At 61.2% G+C, this 18049-nt stretch carries 17 protein-coding genes; 10 read left to right on the top strand and 7 right to left on the bottom strand.

The window, feature by feature from the left end:
• Positions 1-27: 27 nt before the first annotated feature.
• The 4 genes from HU739_RS04635 to nudC all read left to right on the top strand — a co-directional run bounded on the left by HU739_RS04635 (position 28) and on the right by nudC (position 3454).
• Positions 28-348: a hypothetical protein gene (locus tag HU739_RS04635; RefSeq protein WP_186548119.1), complete on the top strand. Its 321-nt coding sequence runs from the start codon at positions 28-30 to the stop codon at positions 346-348.
• Between the two features lie 52 nt (positions 349-400).
• The gene (locus HU739_RS04630; protein ID WP_186548121.1) at positions 401-1555 is read left to right on the top strand and encodes a PQQ-dependent sugar dehydrogenase; all 1155 of its coding nucleotides are present in this window, start codon (positions 401-403) and stop codon (positions 1553-1555) included.
• Between the two features lie 249 nt (positions 1556-1804).
• Positions 1805-2617, top strand: coding sequence for a crotonase/enoyl-CoA hydratase family protein (locus HU739_RS04625; RefSeq protein WP_186548123.1), 813 nt, complete (start codon positions 1805-1807; stop codon positions 2615-2617).
• A 6-nt stretch (positions 2618-2623) separates the two neighbouring features.
• Complete coding sequence (gene nudC, locus HU739_RS04620; protein WP_186548125.1) at positions 2624-3454, top strand: NAD(+) diphosphatase; 831 nt, start codon at positions 2624-2626, stop codon at positions 3452-3454.
• On the opposite strand, the gene HU739_RS04615 is transcribed toward nudC, so the two are convergent.
• The 3 genes from HU739_RS04615 to HU739_RS04605 all read right to left on the bottom strand — a co-directional run bounded on the left by HU739_RS04615 (position 3422) and on the right by HU739_RS04605 (position 5556).
• Positions 3422-4201, bottom strand: coding sequence for a TSUP family transporter (locus tag HU739_RS04615; protein ID WP_186548128.1), 780 nt, complete (start codon positions 4199-4201; stop codon positions 3422-3424). The two genes, nudC and HU739_RS04615, sit on opposite strands and share 33 nt — an antisense overlap.
• Before the next feature lie 257 nt (positions 4202-4458).
• A complete protein-coding gene (locus HU739_RS04610) occupies positions 4459-4938 on the bottom strand; it encodes a nuclear transport factor 2 family protein (RefSeq protein ID WP_186548129.1) in 480 nt (159 codons plus the stop codon).
• 54 nt (positions 4939-4992) lie between these two features.
• Complete coding sequence (locus tag HU739_RS04605; RefSeq protein ID WP_186548131.1) at positions 4993-5556, bottom strand: TetR/AcrR family transcriptional regulator; 564 nt, start codon at positions 5554-5556, stop codon at positions 4993-4995.
• Positions 5557-5809: 253 nt separating this feature from the next.
• On the opposite strand from HU739_RS04605, the gene pssA reads away from it, so the two are divergent.
• Positions 5810-7153: a CDP-diacylglycerol--serine O-phosphatidyltransferase gene (gene pssA, locus HU739_RS04600; RefSeq protein WP_186548133.1), complete on the top strand. Its 1344-nt coding sequence runs from the start codon at positions 5810-5812 to the stop codon at positions 7151-7153.
• 123 nt (positions 7154-7276) lie between these two features.
• Here the strand turns inward: pssA and efeO (HU739_RS04595) are convergent, their stop codons facing one another.
• Genes efeO (HU739_RS04595) through efeU form a run of 4 tightly spaced genes read right to left on the bottom strand, consistent with a single transcriptional unit; the run spans position 7277 to position 11493 of the window.
• Positions 7277-8101 (bottom strand): iron uptake system protein EfeO, encoded by an 825-nt coding sequence (gene efeO, locus HU739_RS04595; protein ID WP_186548135.1) that lies wholly within the window; start codon positions 8099-8101, stop codon positions 7277-7279.
• A gap of 27 nt (positions 8102-8128) precedes the next feature.
• Positions 8129-9427 (bottom strand): iron uptake transporter deferrochelatase/peroxidase subunit, encoded by a 1299-nt coding sequence (gene efeB / locus HU739_RS04590; protein WP_186548137.1) that lies wholly within the window; start codon positions 9425-9427, stop codon positions 8129-8131.
• A 17-nt stretch (positions 9428-9444) separates the two neighbouring features.
• A complete protein-coding gene (gene efeO / locus HU739_RS04585; protein WP_186548138.1) occupies positions 9445-10644 on the bottom strand; it encodes an iron uptake system protein EfeO in 1200 nt (399 codons plus the stop codon).
• A 9-nt stretch (positions 10645-10653) separates the two neighbouring features.
• Positions 10654-11493 (bottom strand): iron uptake transporter permease EfeU, encoded by an 840-nt coding sequence (efeU, locus tag HU739_RS04580; RefSeq protein WP_186548140.1) that lies wholly within the window; start codon positions 11491-11493, stop codon positions 10654-10656.
• Positions 11494-11783: 290 nt separating this feature from the next.
• Between efeU and HU739_RS04575 the strand changes: the two genes are divergently transcribed.
• The 5 genes from HU739_RS04575 to HU739_RS04555 all read left to right on the top strand — a co-directional run bounded on the left by HU739_RS04575 (position 11784) and on the right by HU739_RS04555 (position 18036).
• Positions 11784-12800 carry an AraC family transcriptional regulator gene (locus HU739_RS04575; protein ID WP_186548402.1) on the top strand — a complete coding sequence of 339 codons (1017 nt, stop codon included), beginning with the start codon at positions 11784-11786 and terminating at the stop codon, positions 12798-12800.
• 314 nt (positions 12801-13114) lie between these two features.
• Positions 13115-14779: an AMP-binding protein gene (locus tag HU739_RS04570; protein ID WP_186548142.1), complete on the top strand. Its 1665-nt coding sequence runs from the start codon at positions 13115-13117 to the stop codon at positions 14777-14779.
• Between the two features lie 18 nt (positions 14780-14797).
• A complete protein-coding gene (locus HU739_RS04565; RefSeq protein ID WP_186548144.1) occupies positions 14798-15559 on the top strand; it encodes an SDR family NAD(P)-dependent oxidoreductase in 762 nt (253 codons plus the stop codon).
• Positions 15560-15571: 12 nt separating this feature from the next.
• Positions 15572-16765: an acetyl-CoA C-acyltransferase gene (locus HU739_RS04560; protein WP_186548146.1), complete on the top strand. Its 1194-nt coding sequence runs from the start codon at positions 15572-15574 to the stop codon at positions 16763-16765.
• Between the two features lie 143 nt (positions 16766-16908).
• A complete protein-coding gene (locus HU739_RS04555; protein ID WP_186548148.1) occupies positions 16909-18036 on the top strand; it encodes an acyl-CoA dehydrogenase in 1128 nt (375 codons plus the stop codon).
• The last annotated feature ends 13 nt before the right edge of the window (positions 18037-18049 follow it).

Raw genomic sequence — 18049 nt, 5'->3', positions numbered from 1 at the left:
ATCCCCGATCCATCGAGAGGCAGCGTCATGAACCGAATTGTGCTTGGCATCGTCGTCCTGGCCCTCAGTGTCGGTCTGGTTCAGGCGGACGTCCTGTTGGCTCAAAGCCCAACCGGCAACAGCAACAATCCCTATAACAGCCCGATCCGCCGGGCCAACCCCAACAGCATGCAGGGCACCCAGCCGAGCACGCCCCCGGTCCGCGCCCCCAATACCGTGCCGACGCCCCGTCAGCCCACCCTGGACAACCGCGGGATTGGCAACGGTCAGCCGATTCGCTCGGTGCCGGCCACGCCGCCAACCTTCATTCCCAACCCGCCCCCGCGGGATACCGGCAGCAACCGTTGAACGGCAGGACTGCGGTTCTGTCAGCCTTTCAAGTGAACAAAAGGAATCGTGCATGTTGCGTAAAACCCTTCTAGCCACACTGTGTGCCGGCGCGCTGATCAGCACGCCGGGATTTGCCGCCGTGCCCAAAGAGCTGAACAGCGAACAGGGCACGCTCGAAGTCACCACCGTTGCCGCAGGGCTTGAACATCCCTGGGCGCTGGCTTTTCTGCCGGACCGTCAAGGCATGCTGGTGACCGAGCGGCCGGGCAATCTGCGCGTGGTGACTGCCGACGGGAAGCTGTCGGCGCCAATTTCCGGCGTGCCGCAGGTCTGGGCCAAGGGGCAGGGCGGTTTGCTCGATGTGGTGCTGTCGCCGGACTTCAAGGAGGATCGCCTGGTCTATCTGTCGTATGCCGAAGGTGGCGGCGCGGGGAACAAGGCCGGCACCGCGGTTGGGCGCGGGCGCCTGTCCGATGACTTGAAGAGTTTGAAGGATTTCAAGGTGATCTTCCGTCAGGAGCCGAAGCTCTCGGTGGGCAATCACTTCGGCTCGCGGCTGGTGTTTGACCGCGGCGGTTATCTGTTCATCACCCTGGGCGAGAACAACGACCGGCCCACCGCGCAGGATCTCGACAAGCTGCAAGGCAAGATCGTACGCCTCTACCCAGACGGCAAGGTGCCGGACGACAACCCCTTTGTCGGCCAGTCCGGTGTGCGCTCCGAGATCTGGGCCTATGGCCTGCGTAACCCGCAAGGCGCGGCGCTTAACCCGTGGACCGGCACGCTGTGGGAAAACGAACACGGCCCGCGCGGTGGCGACGAAGTGAACATCATCGAGCGCGGAAAGAACTACGGCTGGCCGCTGGCAACCCACGGTATCAACTACTCGATGCAGCCCATCCCCGAAGCGCAGGGCAAGACTGTCGAAGGGGCGGTGGCGCCGCACCATGTCTGGGAGAAATCGCCGGGTGTCACAGGCATGACGTTCTATGACGCTGACCGCTTCAAACCGTGGCAGCACAACGCGTTCATCGGTGCGCTGGTCACTCAGGAGCTGATCCGCCTGCAGTTCGACGGCGACAAGGTGGTGCATGAGGAGCGCTTGCTGGGTGAACTCAACCAGCGGATTCGCGACGTGCGACAAGGGCCGGATGGCTATTTGTATGTACTGACGGATGATGAAAATGGTTCGCTGTACAAAATCGGTCTAAAACAAACGCCTTAAACGCTCTGTGTAGGAGCTGCCGATGGCTGCGATCTTTTGATCTTGGGACGCAGAGCGTCCCACGGCTGCATTCCCACGCAGAGCGTGGCAACGATCAAATGCATTCTCCCTGTGGGAGCGAGCCTGCTCGCGAAGAGGCCGGACTGGCTGGCGCTAGACGTCAGCCAGTCCCGTATTTGGCCGAACCGCCGCCCCATGGCCTTGTTATAGTTCGGGCCTCATTTCCCGCCCGGTAAAAGGAACACTGCCATGCCTCAATACTCCGCCTTCAGCGTCGAACTTGCCGACAACATCGCTCATGTGCAGATCAATCGTCCGGAAAAGATCAACTCGATGAACGCGGCGTTCTGGAGCGAGATCATCGAAATCTTCCAGTGGATCGATGACACCGACGAAGTGCGCGTGGTGGTGCTCAGCGGCAATGGCAAGCATTTCTCCTCTGGCATTGATCTGATGATGCTCGCCGGCGTTGCCAATGAACTGGGCAAGGACGTTGGCCGCAACGCGCGTTTGCTGCGGCGCAAAATCCTTGCCCTGCAAGCCTCGTTCAATGCCGTCGACCACTGCCGCAAGCCGGTACTGGCGGCGGTTCAGGGTTATTGCCTGGGCGGTGCGATCGACCTGATCGCCGCCTGTGACATGCGCTACGCCGCCGAAGATGCGCAGTTCTCGATCAAGGAAATCGATATCGGCATGGCCGCCGATGTTGGCACTTTGCAACGGTTGCCGCGGATCATCGGAGACGGCATGCTGCGTGAACTGGCATACACCGGACGCACCTTCGGCGCTGACGAGGCCCGCAGCATCGGCTTGGTCAATCGCGTTTACAACGACAAGGACGCGTTGCTCGAAGGCGTATTCGACATCGCCCGCGACATCGCTTCGAAGTCGCCGATTGCGGTCACCGGTACCAAGGAAATGATCAGCTACATGCGCGACCATCGCATCGACGACGGCCTCGAATACGTTGCCACCTGGAACGCCGCCATGCTGCAATCGAACGACTTGCGCGTGGCCATGGCCGCCCATATGAGCAAACAGAAACCCGAATTTCTGGACTGAGAAACCATGACATCTCGCTGGACCACCGCAGTACTGGACACCGACCAACCCGGCGGCTGGGCCGTCGCGCGCAGCCCCGAAGGCTTTCTGTTCGATGACAATGGCGCACTGTTCCCACGGCAGTGGCTCAAGCGTCAGGACCTCTGCGTCCTTGCCGAACACGGCATTGGCCATCTCGACGGCGAGCCGGTCTACCTGCTCGAACTGCACCGTTCAAGCGAGGTGCCGGGATGCGGCTGGAAAGGTTTGCGGGCGTTCATGCTGGAAGGCGACCAGACGATCTATAAAGTGCTTGGTTACGCCGCGCAGATCGGCACCTGGGCCCGTGAGCATCGCTTCTGTGGCAATTGCGGACAAGCCATGACGCAAGTGCCACGCGAGCGGGCGATGTATTGCCAGCCGTGTGACTTGCGCAGCTATCCGCGAATTTCACCGAGCATGATCGTGCTGATCACCCGCGGCGACGAAATCCTCCTGGCACGCTCGCCGCGCTTCGTCGCCGGTGTCTACAGCACGCTCGCCGGATTTGCCGAGCCGGGCGAGTCGGCTGAAGACTGCCTGATTCGTGAAGTGCGCGAGGAAGTGCAGATCGAAGTAAAGAATATTCAGTACATGGGCAGCCAGTGCTGGCCGTTCCCGCATTCGATGATGCTCGGCTTTCACGCTGAATACGCGGGCGGCGAGATTGTCTGCCAGGAAGATGAAATCGAAGACGCCCAGTGGTTCAACGTGCATGCGCTGCCGCCGTTGCCGGCGTCCAGATCGATTGCACGCTACCTGATCGACGTCTACGTGGCGCGCCGCTTAGGCCACGCTGAACCAGTGCTGCCAGGCTAGGCGTACCGTCAGCCCGAGCACCACGGTGATGAATACCGGACGAATGAACTTGGCGCCGCCGCTGATCGCTGTGCGTGCGCCAAAGAACGCGCCGACCATGACCGACAGGCCCATGCACAGACCGATGATCCAGTCGACCTGACCGGAAAATATGAACACCGACAACGCAGCAATGTTACTGACGAAGTTCATGCTGCGCGCCACGCCGCTGGCCTTGACCAGGTCGATCGGGTAGAGCAGCAGGCTGCTCACCGTCCAGAACGCGCCAGTGCCGGGGCCCGCCACACCGTCGTAAAAGCCGAGGCTGAAACCCTGGGTCGATTGCCACTTCTTTTTGATCGGCGCGTCACTGTCCAGCGGCGCTTTCGGCGTGCCGCCAAACAACAGATACAGGCCACAGGCGAAAACGATCACCGGAAGCATTTTGTTCAGCCACTCCGCCGGCAAGTAATGAGCGACGATGGCCCCGGTGAGCGCGCCGACCAGGGTGCCGACAATCGCATGGGTCCACTGCCGCGGGTGGAACAGTTTGCGTTTGTAGAAGGTGAAACTCGCGGTGGCCGAACCGAATGTCGAACTGAGCTTATTGGTGCCCAGTACCAGATGCGGCGGCAGGCCGGCGGTCAGTAGGGCTGGCGTGGTCAACAGACCGCCACCACCGGCGATGGCATCGATGAAACCGGCAAGGAAGGCGACAGCGGCCAGGATGGCCAGAGTGGTGAGGTCAACGCTGAGTTCGAAGGGCATGGAATCGGCTTATTCGGCAGGGCGCAGAACGTGGGCTGCGGGGAGGGCTGCCATGTTACTCATTTCCAGGTGTTGCGGCGAGCCGTCGGGCCTCTTCGCGAGCAGGCTCGCTCCCATGGATGTTGTGTCGTACATATTCGCCACATGACCATTGTAGGAGTGAGCCTGCTCGCGATGGCGGTGTGTCAGATGAGGAAATCTCACAGATATATCGCAATCGCGAGCAGGCTCACTCCTACATGGGATTTGTGTTCGCCTTAGAGACCGAGTTCGCTCAGCCCCGGATGCTCATCCGGGCGGCGGCCCAGCGGCCAGTGGAACTTGCGTTCGCTTTCCTTGATCGGCATGTCGTTGATGCACGCATAGCGCTGAAACATCAGGCCGTTCTCGTCGAACTCCCAGTTCTCGTTGCCATAGGAACGGAACCAGTTGCCCGAATCGTCATGCCATTCGTAGGCATAGCGCACCGCGATTCGGGTGTCGGAGTAAGCCCACAGCTCTTTGATAAGCCGATAATCAAGTTCCCTGGCCCACTTGCGCGTCAAAAAAGCCTTGGCTTCTTCGCGGTTGTTGGCGAACTCGGCGCGGTTGCGCCATTGGGTGTCGAGGGTATAGGCCAGCGAGACCTTTTCCGGATCACGGGTATTCCAGCCGTCTTCGGCCAGACGCACTTTTTCGATGGCCGACTCACGGTTGAACGGGGGTAATGGCGGACGTACCTGAGCTGCAGCAGACATATCAGTCTCCCGATTTATAGAACAGTCAAACAACGGGTTCGGCTTACTAAGGCGTTACAGGTCCAATAACTTTCGCGCCATGCATTGCGCATTATCGGCGGCACTGTGATCACCCATCACAAGCGCTACGGTAATGGCACCGTCAATCAGGATCAGCAACTGTCTGGCCAACTGTTGCGGGTGCTCGGCGCCATGTTCGGTACACAGCTCGCACACGTAGTCGAGCAACTTCTGTTTGTGTTCTTTGGCGACCAGACGAACAGGGTCACGCGCATCCCCGGTCTCGCCGCTGGTGTTGATAAAGGCGCAGCCGCGAAAGCCTTCCGAAGCGAACCAGCCCTTGAGTACGGCAAACAGGTTGAGCAGGCGATCAGCCGGGGTTTCGGCCTGGTCGACGGCGCTTCTGTACCAGTGCATCCAGCGCTGGTCGCGGCGTTGCAAGGCGGCGACGGTCAACGCGTCCTTGTCGGCAAAATAGCGGTAGATACTTTTTCTGGAGACGCCGGCGGTTTTCACCAGAAGGTCCATGCTGGTGGCGGCGATGCCACTTTTGTAGATCAACTTTTCGGTGACATCCAGAATGATGTCGCGTGTGTTGGTGCTGGCTGATTCGTTCATGCGGCAGACAGTAGAACGGATGTTCTCCTTGGTCAATTAAATATTTTTGCAGCCTGCTGATCGTTCCCACGCTCTGCGTGGGAATGCAGCCCGGGACGCTCTGCGTCCCAGAGCGGACGCAGAGCGTCCATTGAGGCATTCCCACGCGGAGCGTGGGAACGATCTGATCCTGGACTTCAGGACACTGACAAGACCAGACGCAGACGATGGTGTAAGCTCTCAAACTCTTCGGATTCGAACCCCTGCGAGCCTTATGCCGTTGCTTTTCAAACGTTCTCTGCTGCCCAAACTGCGCAGCTTTGCGCTGACCCCCGAGGCGGTCAGCATTGTGTCGAGCGCTGCCGAGTTCCGTCGTTGCCTGCTTGCGAAAATCGCCGCAGCGACCCAGCGCATCTACATCGTCGCGCTGTACTTGCAGCAGGACGAAGCCGGTCAGGAAATCCTTGATGCCCTGCACGCCGCCAAACTCAAGCGCCCGGAGCTGGAGATTGCCGTGGTGGTCGACTGGTTGCGGGCGCAGCGTGGGCTGATCGGTGCCGGCAAGCAGCCAGGCAACGCCGCCTGGTATCAGGACATGACGCGTACCCACCAGAGCGAAGTGCCGATCTACGGCGTACCGGTGCAAACCCGCGAACTGTTCGGCGTGCTGCACCTGAAAGGCTTTGTAATCGACGATAGCGTGGTGTACAGCGGCGCGAGCCTGAACAACGTTTATCTGCACAAGTTCGACAAGTACCGTTTCGACCGCTATCACGTGCTGCAAAACCAGGCGTTGGCGGATTCGATGCATCACCTGGTCAAGCATGGGCTGATCGAATCCAAAGCCGTGCACCGCCTCGATCTGCCGAACCTGCCGAGTACGCGCAGCCTGCGCAATGACATCGGCGATCTGCGCAGTCGCCTCAAATACGCCACTTACGACACCAGCGCCGGCAGCACGGCCAGGGAAGGCCTGTCGGTCAGCCCGCTGTTGGGCGTGGGCAAGAACAACCCGTTGAACCGGGCGATTCTCGAACTGATTGCCAGCGCGCAACAGCAACTGACCATTTGCACACCGTACTTCAACCTGCCGCTGGGGGTGATCCGTGAGATCAACCGCGCGCTGGCCCGTGGCGTGAAGATCGATATCGTGGTTGGCGACAAGACCGCCAACGACTTCTACATTCCGCCGAGCGAGCCGTTCAAGGTGATTGCGGCGCTGCCGTATCTGTACGAAATCAGCCTGCGCCGTTTTGCCAAGCGCCATCAGCGCAACATCGACAGCGGCCAGTTGAATCTGCACTTGTGGCGCGACGGCGATAACACCTATCACCTCAAGGGCATGTGGGTCGATCAGCGCTACACCTTGCTGACCGGCAACAACCTCAATCCCCGGGCGTTCCGCCTCGATCTGGAAAACGCGCTGCTGATCGATGATCCCAAAGGCGAGTGGCTGGAGCCGCGGGCGCAGGAACTGGAAAACATCTTCCGCCATACCACGCGGATCGACAGCTTCCACACGCTGGAGACGCTGCCGGATTACCCGGCGGGGGTGGCGAAGTTTCTCAAGCGGGTGAGTCGTGTGCGGATTGAGCGGTTGTTGTATCGGATTTTGTAAGGGATCAAATTTGCAGTGCAGCCAAAACCGCTATCGCGAGCAGGCTCACTCCTACAGGGGAACGCATTCCAATTGTAGGAGTGAGCCTGCTCGCGATAGGGCCCTGACAGACGCTACAAAAGGTCAGTTAAGCCCCAACTTCCCACGCATCATCGACAAATCTTCCGCCAGCGTATTCACCGGCCCGACCAGCGCCTTGCGATCGTTGTCCTTGACCTTGTCGTAGGTTTCAAAGCCGCCATCGGCGGTCTTGTACCGGGCGAGGATCTTATCCACGGTTGCAAAATTCTTGTCGACCTTGGCCACAAACGCCTTGTCCTGCTGTTCGATCTGCGCACGGAACAAATCGACAATCTTTTTCGCGCCGTCGATGTTGCCCTGGAAGTCGTACAGGTCAGTGTGGCTGTAGCGATCTTCCTCGCCGGAAATCTTCGTCGCTGCGACTTCCTCCAGCAGCGCCGCTGCGCCACCCACCACTTTTTCGGGCGGGAAGGTCAGGCTGGCGACACGGGTTTGCAGATCCTGCACGTCTTTGTTCAAACCGTCCGCCAGGGCATCCAGCCCCTTGGTGGATTTTTCCGCAAACAACGAATATTCAATGCGATGGAACCCGGTGAAGTCTTCAGCCTTCACGCCTTTTTCATGGTCGTCGACACGCGAGTCGATTGACGCGTCCAGGTCACTGAACAGCTCGGCAATCGGCTCGATCGACTCGTAATAGACACGGGTCGGCGCGTAGAGCTTTTGCGCGGTGGCCAAGTCGCCTTTTTTCACCGCATCGGTGAACTGCTGGGTGTGACTGGCGAGTTCGTCGAGCTTTTCCGTGACATAAATCTTGTAGTCCGACACCGGCCCCACCAGATCCAGCGGCGCCGTGGCGGCGAACGCCGACAGCGGGGTGTTGAGCAAACCAAGGGTCAGCAATAACGCGAGTGGCGTTTTTTTCATGGGGGCGGCTCCAGTGTCGGTTGGGTGTCATGCGGTTGTTTGGGCGGATGTGGCGGCAAGCAGTGAGCGACCGATGAAGTCGTGATCGCCGGTGACGCCCGGCAAGGTGAAGAAATAACCGCCGCCGACCGGTTTGAGGTATTCCTCAAGCGGCTCGCCATTGAGGCGGGTCTGCACGGTGATGAAGCCTTTTTCCAGATCGGCCTGGTAGCAGATGAACAGCAGGCCCATGTCGAGCTGGCCGTTTTTGTTGACGCCGTTGGAATAGTTGAACGGCCGACGCAGGATCAGGTTGGCCTGGCTCGCGGCGGTGCGCGGGTTGGCCAGACGAATGTGCGCATCGAGTTTGGTCAGCTTGCCGGCTGGGTCTTTGCTGTAATCCGGCACTTCGCTTTCGCTGTGGCCGCCGATGGGCGCGCCGCTGCTTTTGACCCGGCCAAGAATGCTTTCCTGTTCCTGCAACGGCGTGCGATCCCAGCGCTCGACAAAGTTGCGGATGATGCGTACCGCTTGATAACTGCCGTGGGCCGCCCAGGCCGGCTCATCGCTGCCCGGCTGCACCCAGACGATCCGGTCCATGGCTTTGCCATCGTTGGAATCAGGGTTGGCCGAACCATCGCGAAAGCCGAGAAAGTTGCGCGCCGATTGCGCCGGTACGCCGGGTTTGGTCGGCGCCTGGGGCGGTACGCTGCCTTCTTGTTTCCAACGCACCAGCAACAGGTCTGGCAGGTTTTTCACGATATCGCGCAGGGCGTGAATATTGGTGTCGGCGGTGTTCGCGCAGAACTGCAGGCTCAGGTCGCCGTGGCAGCTGTCGGCATCGAGCGCATCGTTGGGAAAACCGACCATGCGTTGCAGACGTTTGGGTTTCACCGCGGCCAGTCCGAAGCGCTCATCGAACAGCGATTCGCCCACCGATACGGTAATGGTCAGGTTGTCCGGGGTGACCACCGGGCCGAGAATGCCGGAGTCCGGCGGCGGCAGTTTCGGATCGATCTGCGCCACCGGGCCGCCCTTCATCAGAAAGGCGATGCGCTGGTTGAGGGTGCGAAACAGCCGCTCAAGGTCGTCGCGATCGCTGGCCAGCACATCGAAGGCCACCAGCATGCCCGAGGCTGGGCGTGGGGTGACGACGCCCGCCTGGTGCATACCGTGGAAATCGTGGCGATCTTCGGTCTTGTCGCTGCTCGGCGCTTCGGTCACCTGCGCCGTGGCGGCGGCCATGGCCGGGCAACTGAGGGCCGAACCGGCGAGGGCGACACCCGCGGCGCCCATGCCCATCAGGACGCGACGACGCTGCAGATTGAGGGGTTCGATTTCTTTCATCGCGATAGGTCTTCTGCTTACAGGCCGGAGAGGCCGAGGGCGGGGTCGATGCCGTTCAAAGCCGTGGCCAGGGCCTTGGCGTTGTTGGCAATCTGTTGGCGTTGCTCGGCGGATACGGCGTCGTAACTGACGTAGCCGTCGGCGGAGTTGAGGGCGTTGAGCTGGCTGTCGAAGTCGCCCAGCGCCTGGTCGATGTCTGGCAACAGGTCAGCGGCGGATTTGCTCAGCATTGGCCGCAACAGGTCGACGACCTTATGCGCGGTTTGCGCGTTGGCGGCGAAACCGTTGAGATCGCTGTGGCTGTAACGTTCCTCTTCACCGCTGGCGGCGCGAACGTCGGCGAGGCTGTTGAGGTTGCGCACGACGATGCTGACCAGTTGCTCCGGTGGCAGCGACTGGGCGAGCAACTGTTGTTTGAGCTCACTGACGTCGGCGAGCAGGCGCTGGGCAATCGGCGCAGCGGTGTCGAGTTTGCGTTGCTGAAACAGGGCATATTCGAGGCGATGGAAACCGACAAAAGCCGGGTCCTGCTCGCGCTTTTCAAAGTAATCGGCGCGGGCATTGATGCGGTTATCCAGCTCGGCCAGACGCTGCGCCGCCGGCGCCAGACGCTGATAAGCGGCGCGCGCCGGCAGGTACAGCGCCTGCGCCTGACCAAGATCGCCGCTGGTAATCGCCTGATCCAGCGCCGTCACCGCTTTGATCAAGGCGCTGCCCTGAACGGCCAGATACACACGGAATTCCGACAACGGTCCTACGAACGCGACCATCGACGGCTTGGCCCTGGCGGCGGCATCGGAGGCTGCCGTCGGCGTCACGTGCAAGGTGCCGCGCGGGTTGCTGAGCAAGCCACAGGTGATTGCGTAGTCGCCCGGTTGCAGATTGGCGTTGATCACCTGGCTCAGGCCCGGCGCGATGTTTTCACGCTCTTCGACCACCAGCACGCCATCGAGAATTTCCCACTCGACCGCACGCTCGGAGCGGTTGACGATGCGGAAACTGGCGCGTCCGGCCGGCACTGTCAGCGCATTGGGTTCGCAGCTGTGCGGATGGATGTTGACGACGATTTCGTCGTGGTTGTGTTGGCGCTTGGCCGCCGCCATGTTCGAGGCGTACCAGAACAGCCCGCCGGCGGCGATCATCAGCAGCACCGAGCCGGCCAGCGCCAAACGCAGGGCACGGGGAGGCGAGGCCTGAGGGTTTTCAGTGTTAGACATGGGGGCTCTTTATTGGCTGGAAACGGAAGTCGTGGGCACCGCTTGGCCGGGCGCCGGCAGGAAGAACATCACCAGCGCCACCAAGAGGTAAATCAGGTAGGCGCCGAGGGTGCTCACGGTCGGCGCATCCTGATAACCGAACATGCCGGCCAGTACCGAGCCGAGCGGGCCGTCCATCGGCAGCGTCGCGCTGAAATCGAAAAGCACGGTCTGCAGATGATTCCACAGTCCGGCTTCATGCAACGCCTGCACCGAGTTGGCGAGAATCCCGGCGGCGACCACGAGGATGAACAGTCCGGTCCACTTGAAGAACGCCGAGAGATTCAGGCGCAGGCTGCCGCTGTAGATCAGGAAGCCGACGATCACCGCCAGCATCAGCCCGAGCAGGGCGCCGATCGGCGCGCCCGCACCTTCGCTTTGCTGGAACACGGCGAGCAGGAAGAACACGGTTTCCAGGCCTTCGCGAGCGACGGCGAAAAAGACCATGGCGATCAGTGCAATGACTTGATGGTTCGATGCCGTCAGCGCCTGATCCAGCGAGGCGTGCAGCGAATGCTTGATCGACCGGGCGACCTTGCGCATCCAGAACACCATTGAACTGAGAATGCCAACCGCGAGCAAACCGACGACGCCTTCGAACAGTTCCTGTTGCTTTTGCGGGAATTCAGCGCTGACCAGTTCCAGACCACCGCCGACCAGCAGGGCGAGGGCGGCGGCGAGGAACACGCCAATCCACACGGCGGGCATCCACTGGCCACGCCCGGTTTGCTGCAGGTAGCTGGCAATGATGCCAACGATCAGCGCGGCCTCGATGCCTTCGCGCAGCATGATCAGAAAGGGAACGAGCATTTGGCAACCACGGTGATTTAGATAGGTGGCTAAGTTGTAACATAATGACACTCATTCCCAAATGGCATTGATTGACATTTAGCTGAACCTGAGCTGAACAAACACAATCTTCGTTTCACACAGATCCCCTGTAGGCGTGAGCCTGCTCGCGATATCGGTCTATCAGTCACATCTTGTTAGCTGACACACCGCCATCGCGAGCAGGCTCACTCCTACAAGGGAACTGTGTGGGGGCGGGAGGCTGGGTTAAGATGCCCACCACCCAAAAACAACAAGGCTCACATCGCTCCATGGCGGAAAAAGACACCATTGCGATCCAACTGGTGCGCGAAGCGCTGCTGCAAAGCTGTGCGCCGGGCGCGGCCACGGATGAGGCGTTGAACAAGGTCGGCATCGATCCGGCGTTGCTGATGACGGATCAGGGCAGGGTGCCGGCCTCGCAGTACGCCAGACTCTGGCGTCTGCTGGCCCGGCGCGGCGATGACGAATTCTTCGGCATGGACCCGCGCAAGCTCAAGTCCGGCAGCCTGGCCTTTCTGTGCCGCAGCGCGATGGCGCAACCGACGTTGGCGGCGGGTCTGGAGAGTGGCTTGAGTTTTTTGTCGTTGATGCTTGAACGGCTGCCGGCGCAACTGGTGCGTCAGCAGAGCCTCGCCGAAATCGTCCTGCTCGAAGACGACGCAGACCCGCGCCGCGCCTTCACTTATTTCACTTATTGGATGATCGTCCACGGCGTCGCCTGTTGGCTGGCGGGGCGGCGGATACCGATTCTGGCAATTGAGCTGCGTTGCGCTGAGCCGGAGTTCATCGATGATTATCAGGTGATGTTCTCCGACAACCTGCGCTTCGACCGCCCGCGCACGCGGATGATTTTTTCCGCCGATTGCCTTGATCTGCCGATCAAGCGTAGTGCCGAAGAACTGAAACGCTTCCTGGCTCACGCCCCGGCCAACATTCTGGTGAAGTACCGCGACCCGCAAAGCCTCGCCAGCCGGATCAAGCACGATCTACGGCAACTGCCAGCCGAACAGTGGCCCGAAACCGAGGCACTGGCCCAGCAACTGTGCATGTCCGCCTCGACCCTGCGCCGGCGCCTGGCCGAAGAGGGGCAGACCTATCAAGGCCTCAAGGACAGCGTGCGCAAGGAGTTGGCGATTGCCTGGCTGGCTGAGCCTTCGATCAGTTTTGTCGAGATTGCCAGTCGTCTGGGCTTTGCGGATGCGAGTTCGTTCTATAAAGCGTTTCGCAAGTGGTCCGGGTCGAATCCGGGGCACTACCGGACGCTGATCCTGAATGAGGTTGTCTGACCCGGACTTCGCAGCGCTCATACTGGCGCCTTCGCGAGCAAGCTCGCTCCCACAGGGGAACGCATTTGATGATCGTTCCCATGCTCTGCGTGGGAATGCCTCAAGGGACGCTCCGCGTTCCAGCTTCGGACTGGACGCGGAGCGTCCGGGGCTGCATTCCCACGCAGAACGTGGGAACGATCAGGTCAGCCGGCATGGCCAAACCAGTCAGCCACTTTGATAGCTTTGACCATTGCCGCCCAAGCCCCGCAGCGCGACTATTCCCCTGTTGTTTACGGTTCCCAGCCTAATAAAAACACCGAGGGATTCTGGCAATGCGCGATTACTTGTCTGCCACCGCACAGTTCAATTATCAGCACACCGTGGAGGCCGCGCTCAGCGGTACGCTTGAGGCGCTCAACGCCTGTGTCGAATGTTGCGATCGCCATGCCTTGCCCGGGCGCATTGCGCTGTTCTGGGAAGGTCGCGACGGCGCCAGCGCGACGTACACGTTCAGCGATCTGCAGGACCAGGCCGCGCGTTTCGCCAATTTCCTTCTCGCCCAGGGTGTGCGCAAGGGCGACCGGGTCGCCGGTTTGCTGCCGCGCAATATCGAACTGCTCATCACCGTGTTCGCCACTTGGCGCATTGGCGCGGTGTATCAGCCGTTGTTTACCGCATTCGGCCCCAAAGCCCTCGAACATCGCCTGAACAGCTCCGGGGCGAAAGTCGTGGTCACTGACGCGGTCAACCGGTCGAAACTCGCCGAAGTTGCCGACTGCCCGACCATCGTTACGGTCGGCGGCAGCAAAGGCCAGGGCATCGTGCGCGGCGATTTCAGTTTCTGGGCCGAACTGGGCAATCACTCGAACGTCTGCGAACCGGTACTGCTCAATGGCGAAGACCCGTTCCTGCTGATGTTCACCTCGGGTACCACCGGGCCGTCGAAAGCGCTGTCGGTGCCGCTTAAAGCTATCGTTGCATTCCAGAGTTACACCCGCGATGCGGTGGACCTGCGTCCCGAAGATGCCTTCTGGAACGTGGCCGATCCGGGCTGGGCCTACGGCATCTATTTCGGCGTCACCGGGCCGCTGGCGATGGGACACCCGATCACGTTCTACGACGGGCCGTTCACCCTTGAAAGCACCTGCCGGGTGATCAACAAGTACGGCATCACCAACCTCACCGGATCGCCGACGGCGTACCGTTTGCTGATTGCCGGCGGTGATACGTTCGCCAAGTCGGTCAAAGGCAAACTGCGCGTCGTCAGCAGCGCCGGCGAACCGCTGAACCCGGAAGTCATCCGCTGGTTCGCCGACAACCTCGACGTGGTCATTCACGATCATTACGGCCAGACCGAGCTGGGCATGGTGCTGTGCAATCACCACGGCCTCGATCACCCGGTGCACATCGGCGCCGCCGGCTTCGCCTCGCCGGGCCATCGCATTGTTGTGCTGGACGAGCACTACAACGAACTCGGGGCCGGACAGCCGGGCATTCTCGCCATCGACCGTGGGCAATCACCGATGTGCTGGTTCGGCGGTTACGAAGGCGCACCGACCAAGGCCTTCGTCGGCAATTACTACCTCAGCGGCGACACCGTGGAATGGAACCCGGACGGCAGCATCAGTTTTGTCGGTCGAAGCGATGATGTGATTACCACCTCCGGCTATCGCGTCGGCCCGTTCGACGTCGAAAGCGCGCTGATCGAACACCCGGCCGTGGTCGAAGCGGCGGTGGTCGGCAAACCGGACCCGGAGCGCACCGAACTGGTCAAAGCCTTTGTCGTGTTGAGTGCGCAATATCGCGCAGCGCCGGAGCTGGCCGAAGAACTGCGCCAGCACGTGCGCAAGCGCCTGGCCGCACATTCGTACCCGCGTGAAATCGAATTTGTCAGCGAATTGCCCAAAACCCCCAGTGGCAAATTGCAGCGCTTTATCTTGCGCAACCAGGAAATCGCCAAGGCTCAAGAGGCCGCGGCGCACAACGTTTCAGCTTGAATCCAAGGGAACACCGACATGCAGATCGACAACAAGGTTTTTATCGTCACCGGCGGCGCTTCTGGCCTCGGCGCCGCCACGGCTGAGCTGCTGGTGAACGCCGGTGCCAAGGTGATGCTCGTGGACATGAATGCCGAAGCGCTTGCCGCTCAAGCCCAGCGCCTGGGTGCGCAAAGCGTCGTCGCGGACATCAGCAACGAAGCCGCGGCCGAGGCTGCCGTGCAGGCGACCGTCGCCGCGTTTGGCAGCCTCAACGGTCTAGTCAACTGCGCCGGCATTGTCCGGGGCGAGAAGATCCTCGGCAAGAATGGTCCGCATGCGCTGGCCAGTTTCGCCCAGGTCATCAACGTCAACCTGATCGGCAGTTTCAACATGCTGCGCCTGGCGGCTGCGGCCATTGCAGAAAGCGAAGCCAATGCCGACGGCGAACGCGGCGTGATCATCAACACTGCCTCGGTCGCCGCGTTCGACGGGCAGATTGGCCAGGCCGCGTATTCGGCATCGAAAGGCGCGATTGCCAGCCTGACCCTGCCGGCCGCCCGTGAGCTGGCGCGTTTCGGCATTCGCGTAATGACCATTGCACCGGGCATTTTCGAAACCCCGATGATGGCCGGCATGACCCCCGAAGTGCGCGACTCGCTGGCCGCCGGCGTGCCGTTCCCGCCGCGCCTGGGCAAGCCGGCCGAGTACGCCGCGCTGGTGCGGCACATCATCGAAAACAGCATGCTTAATGGCGAGGTGATCCGTCTCGACGGCGCCTTGCGCATGGCGGCCAAGTAAGGAGGAACCATCATGACTGTTTCCAACGATCCGATTGTTATCGTCAGTGCCGTGCGCACGCCAATGGGTGGTTTTCAGGGCGAGCTGAAAAGCCTCACCGCTCCACAACTCGGCGCCGCCGCGATCAAGGCCGCGGTTGAACGCGCCGGTGTCGCCAGCGATGCGGTTGATGAAGTGCTGTTCGGTTGCGTATTGCCCGCCGGCCTCGGTCAGGCTCCGGCACGTCAGGCCGCGCTGGGCGCCGGGCTGGATAAATCCACCCGCTGCACCACCGTCAACAAGATGTGCGGCTCGGGCATGCAAACCACCATCATGGCCCACGACATGCTGCTCGCGGGGAGTGCCGATGTGGTCATCGCCGGCGGTATGGAAAGCATGTCCAACTCGCCGTACTTGCTGGATCGTGCCCGCGCCGGTTATCGCATGGGCCATGGCCGTGTGCTCGACTCGATGTTCCTCGACGGCCTCGAAGACGCCTATGACAAGGGGCGCTTGATGGGCACCTTCGCCGAGGATTGCGCCGAGACCAATGGCTTCAGCCGCGAAGCGCAGGACGCCTTCGCCATCGCTTCGACCACCCGCGCGCAGCAGGCGATCAAGGATGGCAGCTTCCAGGACGAAATCGTCCCGCTGACCGTGACCGTCGGCAAAGAACAGGTGCTGATCAGTCACGACGAGCAGCCGCCGAAAGCCAGACTCGACAAAGTCGCCTCGCTGAAACCGGCCTTCCGCGAAGGCGGCACGGTGACGGCGGCGAACTCCAGTTCGATCTCCGATGGCGCTGCTGCGCTGGTGCTGATGCGCCAGTCTCACGCGCAGCAACTGGGCCTCACGCCACTGGCGGTGATTCATGGTCATGCGGCGTTCGCCGACACGCCGGGGCTGTTTCCGACCGCGCCGATCGGGGCGATCAAAACCCTGCTGAAACGGACTGGATGGGCGCTGGATCAGGTTGATCTGTTCGAAGTCAACGAAGCGTTTGCCGTGGTCGGCATGGCGGCGATGACGCATCTGCAGATCCCGCACGACAAGCTCAATGTGCACGGCGGCGCCTGTGCGCTGGGCCACCCGATCGGTGCGTCGGGCGCGCGGATTCTGGTGACGCTGCTGGCGGCGCTGCGGCAGAAACAGCTCAAACGCGGGATTGCGGCCATCTGCATTGGCGGCGGCGAAGCCACGGCCATGGCTGTGGAATGCCTCTATTGAAGTAAACAACAATCCCTGTGGGAGCGAGCTTGCTCGCGAAGGCGTTCTGTCAGCCAACATTAGGGTTGAATGACACACCGCATTCGCGAGCAAGCTCGCTCCCACAGGGGTTCTTTGTGGTAACCCGGATTTAAGGATTCACCATGATTCCCAACCAAGACCAACAACAGATCCGTGACATGGCCCGGCAGTTTGCCGAGGAGCGTCTCAAGCCGTTCGCCGCCGAGTGGGATCGCGAGCACCGGTTCCCCAGAGAAGCCATCTCTGAGATGGCTGAACTCGGCTTCTTCGGCATGCTCGTGGCGGAGCAGTGGGGTGGCTGCGACACCGGCTATCTGGCCTACGCCATGGCTCTGGAGGAAATCGCCGCCGGCGATGGCGCCTGCTCGACGATCATGAGCGTGCACAACTCGGTCGGTTGCGTGCCGATTCTCAAGTTCGGCAACGACGATCAACGCGAGCGATTCCTCAAACCGCTGGCCAGCGGCGCGATGCTCGGCGCCTTTGCCCTGACCGAGCCGCAGGCCGGTTCCGATGCCAGCAGCCTGAAAACCCGCGCACGTCTGGACGGCGACCACTACGTGCTCAACGGCTGCAAACAGTTCATCACTTCCGGACAGAATGCCGGGGTGGTGATTGTGTTTGCCGTGACCGATCCGAGCGCCGGCAAGCGCGGCATCAGCGCGTTTATCGTGCCGACCGACTCGCCGGGCTATAAGGTCGCAAGGGTCGAAGACAAACTCGGCCAGCACGCGTCAGACACCTGCCAGATTCTCTTTGAGGACGTCAAAGTTCCGGTAGCCAATCGGCTGGGCGAGGAGGGCGAGGGCTATAAAATCGCCCTGGCGAACCTTGAGGGCGGCCGCGTCGGTATTGCTTCCCAGGCCGTCGGCATGGCGCGCGCCGCGTTCGAAGCGGCGCGCGATTACGCCCGCGAGCGCGACACCTTCGGCAAGCCGATCATCGAACACCAGGCCGTCGCGTTCCGCCTCGCCGACATGGCCACGCAGATCGCCGTGGCCCGGCAGATGGTGCACTACGCTGCGGCCCTGCGCGACAGCGGTCAGCCGGCGCTGGTGGAGGCGTCGATGGCCAAACTGTTTGCTTCGGAAATGGCCGAAAAGGTCTGCTCAATGGCGTTGCAAACCCTCGGCGGTTACGGTTACCTCAACGACTTCCCGCTGGAACGCATTTACCGCGATGTGCGTGTCTGCCAGATCTACGAAGGCACCAGCGACATTCAGCGCATGGTCATTTCGCGCAATCTCTGACAAGGAATTTTAT

The sequence above is a fragment of the Pseudomonas hamedanensis genome (assembly GCF_014268595.2).
Classification (GTDB): Bacteria; Pseudomonadota; Gammaproteobacteria; order Pseudomonadales; family Pseudomonadaceae; genus Aquipseudomonas; species Aquipseudomonas hamedanensis.
Note: the sequence above shows the minus strand (reverse complement) of the source record. Positions and strands in the feature narration are given on the sequence as shown.